This is a genomic window from Arenibaculum sp. (genome assembly GCF_035998295.1).
In the GTDB taxonomy this organism is placed as follows: Bacteria; Pseudomonadota; Alphaproteobacteria; order Azospirillales; family Azospirillaceae; genus DASYHS01.
The window spans coordinates 33,669-45,207 of record NZ_DASYHS010000113.1; the positions used below are offsets into that span (position 1 = coordinate 33,669).

An 11,539-nucleotide genomic window follows, 5' to 3' on the forward strand; every position below is an offset into this window, starting at 1 on the left:
TCGTTATTCGAGTATTGTGCGGCGCACTATAATTTTTCAGATGCAACAATGCGCCCGGCGCAGAATAACGCGGCGCCGGGCTCGTTTGTCAACGGTGTTGCTTGGAGGAGGGAATCATTGCCCGCCGACGAGCGTCCATCCCGTCGCCGCCTCGACCGCGGTTCGAAGATGCTCCGGGCCGAAGGGCTTCTGCAGAAGGCTCGCATCCGCGTCGCGCGCGGCCCTTACCTGCTCCGGCCCGGTGTCGCCGGTCATCAGGATCGCGGGTACGTAGCATCCCGCGGCCCGGCGAACCGCCTCGACCGCGTCCAGCCCGCTCTCGGAACCACGCAGGCGCAGGTCGCTCAGCACGAGACCCGGCGCCCCGCGCTGGGCTATCGCGTCCAGCGCCCGCTCGCGCGTCGGCGTCGCGATGACCGTGCAGCCCCATCCTTCCAGGATCATGCGGACCGCCATGAGCTGGACCGGATCGTCCTCTATCACCACGATCGGGTTGCGCTCGGCCGTCGCTTCCTTGCGGACGGAGGCGCCTTTCCCGTCGGCCGCCGGAATGAGCACGCGGAACACCCCGCCCCGCCCGGGCCGCGACGCCTGCTCGACGGTTCCGCCGATCAGGCGCGCCGTGTCGCGCGCGATGGTGAGGCCGAGCCCGAGATGGCCGCTGCGGTCGAGCTCGGGCCCGACGATCTGATGGAAAGGCTCCCAGATCGCGGCCCGCTCGGCTTCCGGAATACCGGGACCGGTGTCCCAGACCTCCAGCGCGATGCGCCCTGAACGCCGCTTGGCGCCCAGCAGCACGCTGCCCCGGGCGGTCAGGCGGATCGCGTTCGCGACGAACTGGCGCAGTATGCGCTCGACCAGCGCAGCGTCGGCATCGCCTTCCAGGCTGGTGGGGACGTAGCGCAGCCGCAATCCCTTGTCGAGCGCGCTGCGCTCGAACGTGCGCGTCAGGTTCTCCAGCACCTCGGCCACCCGAAACCGCTCCGGCTCCGGCCGCACCCGGCCGGCTTCGAGCGCCGCCAACTCGAGCACGGAGCTCAGCATCGCCTCGCCGTTGTGCATCGCCTGCTCCAGCCGCTCGGCGAGTTCGATCTGGCCGGGATCGATCAGCTTGGCGCGCAGCAGGTGCAAGAACAGGTGCATCGCCTGGAAAGGCTGGCGCAGGTCGTGGTTCGCGGCGGACAGCAGCCGGGCATAGCCTGCGACCTCCTCCCGTCCCTGGGGGGCCGAAGCTGCCGGGACAGGGTCGGCGGTCAGCGCGTCGGCCGCGAGATCGGCGAGGTCGCGCAGGAGCAGGCGTTCGTTCGGGCCGAGGTCGGGACGCGGCAGGCGGTCCGCGACGACGACCGCACCGACCGCTTGGCCGTCCGGCCCCGTGATCGGGGCTCCCGCGACGAACCGCACCGGCCCCGCCGCGGCGCCGGCGAGCATCATGCCCGCGACCGGCGCTTCGGGGCGGACGTCGGGAACGACCGTTACACCCTCCGCCGCGACGCGGCGCGCCCATGTGGCGACGGCGCGCTCGGTCGCCGGCACCTCGGTGCCGATGGCGGCCAGGATGCGGATCTCGTCGCCCTCGGTCCGGGCGACCGCTGCGGTCGGAACATCGAACAATCCGGCTGCGAGCCGGGCTATGCGATGAAAACGCGTTCCCTCCGGCATCGCCCCTCAGAGGTAATGCGGAACGGGCCGGTACAGACGCGCGGAATCGGTGTCCATGGTCTCATGAGGCATCGGGATCTTCGTGCGCATGATACATGAGACGGCCGAAGCGCGGTCCCGGACAACGGGAGTATGACGAAGGCCATAAGCCTTCGGCATACTCCGCGGAGTCAGGCGGAACGGCCGGGATGCTCGAACCGCAGCCCCGGGTCCTGCCGGTCCATGCCCGGCTTGTCCGGCAGCTTGGGCTGCGGGAGCGCATAGAAGCGGGGTTCCTGGCGGTCCCAGGTCTGTTCGAACGGAAGACGCATCATCGGGCTCGTTCCGTTGCGTTCCGCGTCGCGCATCGCGCTCTGGAGTTCCTCCGCCGTGTCCCGGTCCCAGGGCAGCTTGTAGAGGCCCGGCGCGGACTGCCACAGCAGCGTCAGGTAGATCGCCTCGCCCTCGACCATGGTGGCGGAGAGGATGGACGCCTCCTGCACGGCGCCGTTCAGCCATTCCAGGGTCACGGGCTTGGCCTTGCCGAGCAGGGAGGCCGGTGCGGCGTAGGCGGCCGGAAGCATGATCGCGAACAGCCCCACGATCGTGATGCGGGCCAGCCCCCCGCGCGTCCAGCGCAAGGCGACGAGAACCAGCAGCAGGGACACCGTCGCGACGAAGACGAAGAGATAGGTGAGTTCGAGCATGCCAGATCCTTGTCAGTTCGCCTTGGCCGAACGGAGCGGCTTGAAGACGGCATGAATGCTGTCTGCAACCAACTCCCCCCGCTCGTCGAGGCGGAAACGGAATGCGGTGACCTCCTGCCCCTCCCGATCCAGCTGCACGGTGGTGGACGCGATCGGCCGCGCCCCTCCGTCCTTTTCTGATTTCACCCGCGCCACGACCCGGACCTCGACCGGGTAGACGCTCTCCAGGTTCCGGAACAGATGCACGTTCACCGTGTATTCTCCTGGCGGAACACCTCGCGAAAATGACGTCTCGAAGTTGATCCCCGTCGGGTCCCCCTGGCTGCCGAGGTCGTCTCTCAGCAAGTTGAAGATCAGGCCGCCTTTGTTGGAGTAGCCGACCGGAATATCGCCGGGGGCCTGTACCCACAGGTCGACGTCGGTGCGCATCTCGTCCGGCCACTTGGCTTCCATGATCACGTTGCCGGGAGGCTCGATCGCGCCTTCGGCCCTCTTGCCGGGCGGATTGAGATGCGGCAGCAGCAGCACGGTGACAAAGATGAACCCGGCCAGCGCCAGCAGGATGACGTCCCGGAACACCGTTCCGGTCTCGTCGCTGTCCTGCCAGGGGTCGAGCATCGTTTCCCTCCGCCGCCGAGCCTCTCAGGTGTAGCCGGCGTCGATCAGAGCTGCCGCCAGATTGGCGGTTCCCGTCGCGAGCAGCTGGTAGTTGGCGGCAAGCCACATGTGCAGCACGGCGCCGACCAGCGTCGTATAGAGCGCCACGCCCATGCCTTCGATCAGCATGCCCACCATGCGGCTCACCTGGTTGACGTCGGCGGCGGCGTCGGCGCTCACGTTGGAAAGCGCCATCACGAAGCCGACCACCGTGCCGATCAGCCCGAGCAGCACCAGCATGTTGGAGATATGGCGCACGAAGGCGATGCGCGAGAACAGCCGCAGCTCTAGGGCGCGCGTCGCACCCGCCCCCGCGGCGCTCTCGAGCGCCCTGCGGTAGGAGGAAAGCCTGCCGCCCTCGCCGAGGCGCAGGAAGTCCAGCTCCCGCGTCACCTTGTCGATACGCCACGCGCTGGCCCCGAGCCCGATCAGGAACAGGACGAAGATCACGATGCTGATGCGGCTCGCGTCGCCGGTCACGATGCGGTCGACCCACCCGTTGATCCAGACCAGGAACAAGCCGGCGAAGCCGACGAGGTTCAGCGCGACGAACCGGCTCCACAGCAGCCAGTGATGCATCTTGCCCTCTCCGACGAGCGGTGACGGGATGCGGTTCGCCGGGCCTAATCGCACGCGCCCGGCCCGTCGCGTTCTCCCCCTCGGGCCCCCGCCCATCCGCCGGCGGAACTTTGCGAACCGTACAACGGGCAACGCCGGGAAAGGCTGAAAGTTCCTGGGCGATTTCGTGCTGGAAACCGGCGTCGCGCCCGGGCGGGAACCAAGAGCGGCGACCCGATGTTCTCGCTCGCACGGACACCCGGGAAACCAGCCTGCGGAGACCAAGATGAAGATTCGCGAGATCATGACGACCGACGTCGAGATCGTGCGCGCCGAGATGCCCCTGCGGGAAGCCGCCCGTCTCATGCGCGACGTCGATACCGGCTTCCTGCCCGTCGGCGAGGAGGACCGGCTGATCGGTACTCTGACCGACCGCGACATCGTCGTTCGGGCGATCGCCGAGGGGCGCGACCCCGACACCGCGACCGTCCGCGACGCAATGACCGACGAACTCGTGTTCTGCTACGAGGACCAGGAGACGAGCGAGGCGGCACAGCTCATGGCCGAAAGGCAGGTCCGGCGCCTCCCCGTGGTCGACCGCGACAAGCGCCTGATCGGAATCGTCTCCCAGGGCGACCTCGCGACCCGCACGTCCGACGACGACCTCGTCGGGCAGACGGTCGAGGAGATTTCCGAGGGCCGTGGCCGGACGGGACCGGCCTGAGCCGGGCCCGCCCCGCCGGGCTCTACTTCACCACCAGGTCCAGGGGCCGGCGGGACAGCACCTCGCAGCCGGACTGCGTGACCCTGACGGTCTGGCCGGGGCACATCGCGATGCCGCGGTCGCTGTCCATCAGGATCATGTGCAGGAAGAAGATCATGTCCGGTTCCGTCTGGACCGGGTTGCCGGTGTAGAACATCGGCCAGTCCATCCAGTTGGGCGCGAAGGTCGTTCCCAGCGAGTAGCCGGTCGCGTTCAGGCGGTGGGGCTGCATCCCGGCCCCGTCGCAGACGCGGGCGTAGGCGTCGAACACCTTCCCGATCGGCTCGCCCGGCTTGAGCGCCTCGATGCATGCCGCCATCGCATCGACCGCGACCCGGTGCATCTCGACGTGGCGCGGATCGGCGCGGCCGACCGGTATCGTGCGCATCAGGCACGCGTGGTAATGGCGATGGGCGCCCGCGAACTCCAGCGTGATCTGGTCGACCGGGTCGAGGTGCCGCCGGCCGGTGAAGTACCGGCACAACAGCGCGTCGCGCCCGGAGCCGATGATGAACTCGTTGGCAGGGTCGTCTCCGCCGCCGCGGTAGATCGCCCCATGCATTGCCGCCAGGACGTCGCCCTCGAACGCGCCGGGACCGATCGTCTCGTGCGCGGCGTCCAGGGCGGCGTCGGCGAGCTCGGCCGCACGGCGGACATAGCCGATCTCCGCCGGGCTCTTCACGACGCGCAGACGGCTCACCAGATCGGACGCGTCCTCCAGCCCGCAGAATCCGTCGAGCGCCGCCTCCAGGCGCCGTCCGTTCGCGTGGGTCAGCCCGTACGCCTCGTACTCGACCCCGAGCTTCCTGCCGGCGAGACCGAATTCGCGCAGCATCTCGCGCAGGTCGCCCGCCGGGTCCGCGTCAGGCCGGTCGACCCAGACGCGCACGTCCTCGACGACGGAGGTGTGCCGCGCCTGGCGCAGGTCCGGCGCACGGGTCAGCAGCGCCAGGCGCCCGTCGGCACCGAGATAGAGGCACTGGAAGAAGACGTAGCCGAAGGTGTCGTAGCCGGTCAGGTAGTACATGCTTTCCTGACGGAACATCAGCAGTCCGTCGAGGCCGCGCCGCTCCATCGCGGCGACCGCCCGCGTCCGGCGCCCCTCGAGTTCCTCGGCCGTGAAATGCAGCGCCACTCCATCCTCCCTCGTCGCTCGCGCGGCGTACTATGGCCCGTCCCGCGAGGGCGCTCAAGGAGGCGGGCCGCCGGTCTCGCCGAAAGCGTTACTCCTCAATGGAACAAATCGGGAATGCCGTCAACAGGTTGCCTCACCGGCCCTCGTCCGTCACTTTAGAAGGATGGGAACTGCCGCGCGCGCGGCGTCAAACCGAAGACGGAGATTCTCGATGGAAGCCCGCGGCAGCGCACTGTCCCGCCTCCTCGCCGAACACGCGGCCGGCCGCCTTTCCCGCCGCGGTCTGCTGAAGGCGGCGGCGGGGCTCGGCATATTTCTGGCGGCCGGGCCGCTCGGCCGGCCGGCTCTGGCCCAGGGCACCCCCCAGGGCACCCCAAAGCGGGGCGGCACGCTGAAGATCGCGGCCCCGCCGGCGACGACCATCGACCCTGTGAAGCTGAACAGCCCCGGCGCGATCGGGATCGTGCAGCAGGTGGCGGAGTACCTGGTGTACGCCGAGCCGGACCTGAGCCTGCGCCCGGTGCTCGCGACCCGGTGGGAGCCTTCGGAAGGCGGCCGCGTCTGGACGTTCGAGCTGCGCCGCGACGTCCGCTTCCACGACGGCCGGCCGATGACGGCCGCGGACGTCGTCGCGAGCTTCCGCCGCCTCGTCGATCCGGAATCCGCCTCGCCCGCGGCCGGCGCCCTGTCCTTCCTGAAGCCGGACGGCGTCACGGCCGTCGACGACCACACGGTCCGCTTCGCGCTCGACCGTCCGATCGGGGACTTCCCGTATTTCACCCACATCTACAACGCGGTGATCCTGCCCGCTGACTACGCCGGGAACTTCGCGGAGAAGCCGGTGGGCACGGGGCCGTTCCGCCTCGTCTCCTACCGGCCCCAGGAAGGCGCGGTGTTCGAGCGCAACCCCGACTACTGGGACCAGCCCAAACCGTACCTGGACCGGGTCGAGATCCAGCTTCACGAAACGCCGCAGCCGCAGATCCTGGCCCTGCAGTCCGGTGCCGTCCAGGTCGTCCAGCAGCTCACCTGGCTGGACGCGCGCCCGGTCGTCGACGACGCGGGACTGGTGCTGATCGAGGCCGAATCGGGCGACCATCGCCAGCTCGCCATGCGCACCGACATGGCTCCCTTCGACGATGTGCGTGTACGCCGGGCCGTAGCACTGTGCTTCGACCGCGCGGCCATGGTCGAAGGGCTGCTGGGCGGGCGCGCCTCGGTCGGCAACGACCATCCGATCGCGCCGATCTATCCCGAGCGCATCGATCTCGCGCAACGCTCCCCCGATATCGAGCAGGCCCGCGCGCTGCTGGCGGAGGCCGGCTACCCCGACGGCTTCGAGGTCGACCTGCATACCCACCAGTTGCTGGAGCTGCCGCGCCATGCGGCGCTGGCCCAGCAGATGCTGGCCCCGGCGGGCATCCGGGTGAACCTCAAGGTCGAGCCGAGCAACCTCTACTACGGGCACTGGACCGAGGTGCCGATGGGCCTGACCGAGTGGACGTCGCGCCCCGTCCCGGCACTGATCCTCGCACAGTCGTTCCGCAGCGACGCGGAATGGAACGCCGCGCACTGGAAGAACCAGAGGTTCGACGACCTCCTGGCCCGCTTCGAGGCGGAAACCGACCTCGGCAAACGCAGCGCGACCGGCACCGAGATCGCGGCGCTGATGAACGAGGAGGTACCGGCCGTGATCGCCTATTTCGTTCGTACCCTGCGCGCCGCGCGCGGCGAGGTGAAGGGGCTGGAGGCCAGCATGTCCAACTACCTCGACCTGTCCGGAACCTGGCTTGACGCCTAGGCGTCGGCCGCGGCGACGCTGGGAAGGGCCAGGACAGGGAGGGAGTCGCCGGTGCTCCGCTTCGCCGCACGCAGGACGATCCTCCTGGCCGCGACCCTGGCGCTCGCCTCGGTCCTGGTGTTCGCGCTGACCGACCTGCTGCCGGGTGACGTCGGGCGGATCATCCTCGGGCCGTTCGCCCCGCAGGACGCGGTGGACCGGCTCAACCACGAGCTGGGTGCCGACCGTCCCGCGGCGCGGCGCTACGTCGACTGGATGGCCGGCGTGTTGCGGGGCGACTGGGGCCGCTCCCATGCCTTCGACACGCCGGTGCTGCCGCTGGTCGCCGGCAGGCTCGGCCGGTCGCTGGTCCTGGCGGGCGCTGCGCTGGTCATCCTCGTCCCGCTCTCGGTCGCCGCGGGGGTCGCGGCGGCCCGGCGCGAGGGCGGGCCGCTGGACCGGGCTCTGACGGTTGCCGGCCTCGCCGTCGGCGCGCTGCCGGAGTTCGTGACCGGCGTCTTCCTGATCCTGATCTTCGGGCTATGGCTGGAGCTGCTGCCGATCCAGGCCCTCGCCCCCGACGGCGCCGGCGCGCTGCAACGGGCGGCCCACCTCGTGATGCCCGTCGCATGCCTCTCGCTGCTGCTGTTCGCCTACCTGTTCCGGATGACCCGGGCGAGCGTCATCGAGGCGCTGGCCTCGGACTACACCCGCACCGCCGTGCTGAAGGGCCTGCCCGAACGCGTCGTGATCCGCCGGCACGTGCTGCGCAACGCCCTGCCGCCGACCCTGGCCGTCGCGGGCGCGCAGCTCGGCTGGCTCGTCGGCGGCCTGGTCGTCGTCGAGACCCTGTTCAAGTACCCGGGCATCGGCAGCCTGCTCCACTTCGCCGCCACCAACAAGGACCTGCCGCTGCTGGTCGGCTGCGTCATCGCCGTGACCGGCGTCTTCGCTCTCGGCAACCTCGCCGCCGACCTCCTGCACGCCGTCCTCGACCCCAGGCTCCGCCATGCCGACGCCGCGTGACCTCGCCCGCCGGAACGGCACGCTTGTCGCCGGGCTGGTCCTGGTCGGGCTGTGGATCGCGACCGCGCTCGCCGCCCCCTGGATCGCGCCTCATCCGCCGGACCGGATCGATCTGCTGGCGGTGCTCCAGCCGCCCTCGGCCGGACACTGGTTCGGCACGGACCAGCTCGGACGCGACGTACTCAGCCGCGTGCTCCACGGCGGCGCTACCGTGCTCGCGATCGCCCCGGCGGCGACGCTGCTGGGCCTGGCGCTCGGCACCGCGGTCGGTCTCGCCGCCGCCTGCGCCGGGCGCCGGGCCGACGAGGCGGTGATGCGCGTGCTCGACGCGGTGATGGCGTTCCCGGTCGTGGTGCTCGCCATGCTGGTACTGGCCTTCCTCGGCGCCGGAACGGGCAACGTGATCCTGATCGTGGCGCTGGTGTTCGCGCCGCTGGTCGCCCGCACGGTGCGGGCCGCGGCGCTGGCCGAGGTGCGCAAGGAATACGTCCAGGCGGCGCGGCTGCGCGGCGAGGGGATCTTCTACGTGATGACGATGGAGATCCTGCCCAACGTGCGCGGCCCGCTGGCGGTGGAGGGCACGGTCCGCCTCGGCTACGCCGTCTTCACGTCGGCGACGCTCGGCTTCCTCGGCCTGGGGGTGCAGCCGCCGAGCCCTGATTGGGGTTTGATGGTGAGCGAGAACCAGGGCCTGCTGACCACCGCGCCGTGGACGATCCTGTTCCCGGCGCTGGCCATCGCGCTGGTCGTGGCGGGGTTGGGCCTCGCCGCCGACGGCATCAAGGAGATCCTCGACCCGTGAGCGTTCCGGTTCTCCAGTTCGACAGCGTCACCATCTCCTACCGCCGGCGCGCCCGCTGGCTGCCGGCGGTGCGGGACCTCAGCTTCGCGATCGCCGCCGGCGAGGCCTATGGGATGGTCGGCGAGTCCGGCTGCGGGAAGTCGACCGCCGCCCTCGCCGCGATGCGCTTCCTGCCGCGCAACGCCAGGCTCGAGGACGGGCGCATCGACCTGCTCGGGCGCGACCTGTGGGCCCTGCCCCCGGCCGAGCTGCGGCGGCTGCGCGGCGAGCGGGTCTCGATGGTGTACCAGAACCCCGCCGGCGCCCTCAACCCGTCCCTGACCGTGGGAGCGCAGGTCGCGGAGGTGTTCCGCCATCACCGCGGCCTGGACCGCCGGAGCGCCGACGAGGCCGCGGTGGACATGCTGGCCCGGATGCGCATCGCCGATCCGGCGCGCGTCGCCGGGCTGTACCCGTTCCAAGTCTCCGGAGGTATGCAGCAGCGCGCCGTCATCGCGATGGCGCTCGCGACCGAACCGGACCTGCTCGTCCTCGACGAGCCGACGACCGCGCTGGATGCGACCGTTCAGGCGGAGATCCTGGACCTGTTCGCGGAACTGCGCCGGACCCGCAGCACCGCCTTGCTGTTCATCAGCCACAACCTCGACGTCGTGCGCCGGATCTGCGACCGGATCGGCATCCTCTATGCCGGCGAGCTGGTGGAGGAAGGGGACGCCGCCCGGGTCCTCGCCCGTCCGCGGCATCCTTATTCGGCAGCGCTCGCCGCCTGCCTGCCCCGCCCCGGCCAGCGCAAGGGCGGCCGCCGGCTCGCGACCCTGTCCGGCACACCGCCTGATCCGGCGGACCTGCCGGGCGGCTGCGCGTTCGCGCCGCGCTGCCCGTCGGCGCGGCCGGACTGCAACGCCGCGGCGCCGGCGCTCGCTCCCGCCGGGCCCGGGCGGCTCGTGCGCTGCCCATACCCGCTCGACGGCCCGGATCCGCATGTGAGCCCGGGACCGGCCGCGGCCGAGCGGCCGGGCAGGAGCGAGCCGCTGCTGTCGCTGCGCGGCCTGGGCCATCGGATCGGCAAGGTCGACATCCTGCGGCGGATCGACATGGAGATTCATTCCGGCGAGACCTTCGCCCTGGTCGGCGAATCGGGCAGCGGCAAGACGACGCTCGCCCGCGTCGTCGCCGGCCTCGCCGCCCCCGACACCGGTGGCGTGACGCTCGATGGCGTCCCGCTGGCCGGCCATGCCCGGCGGCGGACGGCGGACCAGCGGCGCGCCGTGCAGATGGTGTTCCAGACCCCGGACACGACGCTCAACCCCAGCCGCCGCGTCGCCTCGATCGTCGGCCGGGCGGTGCGCGTGCTGGGCGGACGCAGGGGGCGCGAGCGGCGGGAGCGGGTAGCCGAACTGCTGGGCATGGTCCGCCTGCCGGCGCCGGTCGCTTCGTCGCGTCCCGGCCGGCTATCGGGAGGTCAGCGGCAGAGGGTCGCGATCGCCCGCGCCTTCGCGGGGACGCCGCGTCTCGTGATCCTGGACGAGCCGACCTCCGCGCTCGATGCCTCGGTCCAGGCGGCGGTGCTGAACCTGCTGCTCGACCTCCAGGCCGAGGGCGGGGCCGCCTATCTCTTCATCTCCCACGACCTCGGCGTCGTGCGCTACGTCGCCGACCGGGTGGCGGTGATGTATCTGGGCGAGCTGGTCGAGGTCGGCCCGACCGAGCGGGTTTTCGCCGGCCCCCACCATCCCTATACGGCGGTACTGCTCGCGGCCGCGCCCGGGGCGGATGCCGCCCTGCGGCCGGTGGAGGGAAAGGCGGCTGGACCTTCGGAGCGGCCGGCGGGATGCGCCTTCCACGGCCGCTGCCCGCACGCGCTCGACCGTTGCACCGTCGAGGAGCCGCCCTGGCGGCCTACGGCCGGCGGCCATGCGATCCGCTGCTGGATCGCGCCGGACCGGCTCGCCCCCGCCCACGAGCCGCCGCGCCCGCGGCGGGCGGACGGTGCATCGTGATCGACCTCTATCGTCCGAGATAGTCGTCGATCTCGGCCTGGTCCATCACCTCGGCGGTGCCGTGGACGATGCCGTTGGCGACCTGGATGATCCTGCGCATGATCTCGACGGAAGCCATGCAGTCATGGCGCAGCCGCTGCTCGTCGCCACTCCCGCATGCCGCGGCGATCCGCTCCAGGGCGGAGGCGACCACGGCATCCATCTGGTCGATCGTCGCCTCGAGCGGGATGCGGAACTTGGACGGGACGTGGCCGTAGGCCTCGATGGCAAGGTCGCCATCCGAGAAGCCGCTGTCGCGGAAATGCTCGCAATACCCTTTCGGCCGCCAGGCCTTGCAGTCCTCGATCATGTCCGGCATGTCCGGAACCATCTCGACGAGCATGGCGATCTCGTTGAAATGGTTGAGGTAGTCGGTCGCGAGCAAGGTCTTGGCCGAGATGTTGGCCCCCCGGATGCGCTCGCGCCACACC

At 70.7% G+C, this 11,539-nt stretch carries 11 protein-coding genes; 5 read left to right on the forward strand and 6 right to left on the reverse strand.

From position 1 onward, the window contains the following. Nucleotides 1-114: 114 nt before the first annotated feature. From VGO20_RS11865 to VGO20_RS11880, 4 genes are all read right to left on the reverse strand, one after another. Nucleotides 115-1,662 (reverse strand): ATP-binding response regulator, encoded by a 1,548-nt coding sequence (locus tag VGO20_RS11865; RefSeq protein WP_327502556.1) that lies wholly within the window; start codon nt 1,660-1,662, stop codon nt 115-117. Between the two features lie 170 nt (nt 1,663-1,832). Then, a complete protein-coding gene (locus VGO20_RS11870; RefSeq protein WP_327502557.1) occupies nt 1,833-2,348 on the reverse strand; it encodes a hypothetical protein in 516 nt (171 codons plus the stop codon). Between the two features lie 12 nt (nt 2,349-2,360). Then, on the reverse strand, nt 2,361-2,966 hold the full coding sequence (locus VGO20_RS11875; protein WP_327502558.1) for a hypothetical protein: 606 nt from the start codon (nt 2,964-2,966) through the stop codon (nt 2,361-2,363). A gap of 24 nt (nt 2,967-2,990) precedes the next feature. Further along, nucleotides 2,991-3,584 (reverse strand): MotA/TolQ/ExbB proton channel family protein, encoded by a 594-nt coding sequence (locus VGO20_RS11880; protein ID WP_327502559.1) that lies wholly within the window; start codon nt 3,582-3,584, stop codon nt 2,991-2,993. A 265-nt stretch (nt 3,585-3,849) separates the two neighbouring features. Here VGO20_RS11880 and VGO20_RS11885 point away from each other — a divergent pair, with 265 nt between their 5' ends. Next, a complete protein-coding gene (locus tag VGO20_RS11885; RefSeq protein WP_327502560.1) occupies nt 3,850-4,287 on the forward strand; it encodes a CBS domain-containing protein in 438 nt (145 codons plus the stop codon). Between the two features lie 22 nt (nt 4,288-4,309). On the opposite strand, the gene VGO20_RS11890 is transcribed toward VGO20_RS11885, so the two are convergent. Next, a complete protein-coding gene (locus VGO20_RS11890; protein WP_327502561.1) occupies nt 4,310-5,461 on the reverse strand; it encodes a M24 family metallopeptidase in 1,152 nt (383 codons plus the stop codon). Nucleotides 5,462-5,672: 211 nt separating this feature from the next. Here VGO20_RS11890 and VGO20_RS11895 point away from each other — a divergent pair, with 211 nt between their 5' ends. Genes VGO20_RS11895 through VGO20_RS11910 form a run of 4 tightly spaced genes read left to right on the forward strand, consistent with a single transcriptional unit; the run spans nt 5,673 to nt 11,069 of the window. Beyond that, nucleotides 5,673-7,262, forward strand: coding sequence for an ABC transporter substrate-binding protein (locus VGO20_RS11895; RefSeq protein ID WP_327502562.1), 1,590 nt, complete (start codon nt 5,673-5,675; stop codon nt 7,260-7,262). Nucleotides 7,263-7,313: 51 nt separating this feature from the next. Next, nucleotides 7,314-8,267 carry an ABC transporter permease gene (locus VGO20_RS11900; RefSeq protein ID WP_327502563.1) on the forward strand — a complete coding sequence of 318 codons (954 nt, stop codon included), beginning with the start codon at nt 7,314-7,316 and terminating at the stop codon, nt 8,265-8,267. Beyond that, entirely contained in the window at nt 8,251-9,069 is an 819-nt protein-coding gene (locus tag VGO20_RS11905; protein WP_327502564.1) for an ABC transporter permease, read from the forward strand. The genes VGO20_RS11900 and VGO20_RS11905 overlap by 17 nt, the downstream gene beginning before the upstream one ends. Further along, nucleotides 9,066-11,069 (forward strand): ABC transporter ATP-binding protein, encoded by a 2,004-nt coding sequence (locus VGO20_RS11910; RefSeq protein WP_327502565.1) that lies wholly within the window; start codon nt 9,066-9,068, stop codon nt 11,067-11,069. The genes VGO20_RS11905 and VGO20_RS11910 overlap by 4 nt, the downstream gene beginning before the upstream one ends. A 7-nt stretch (nt 11,070-11,076) precedes the next feature. Here VGO20_RS11910 and VGO20_RS11915 read toward each other — a convergent pair whose 3' ends face one another. Continuing rightward, a complete protein-coding gene (locus VGO20_RS11915) occupies nt 11,077-11,538 on the reverse strand; it encodes a hypothetical protein (RefSeq protein WP_327502566.1) in 462 nt (153 codons plus the stop codon). Nucleotide 11,539: the final 1 nt, after the last annotated feature.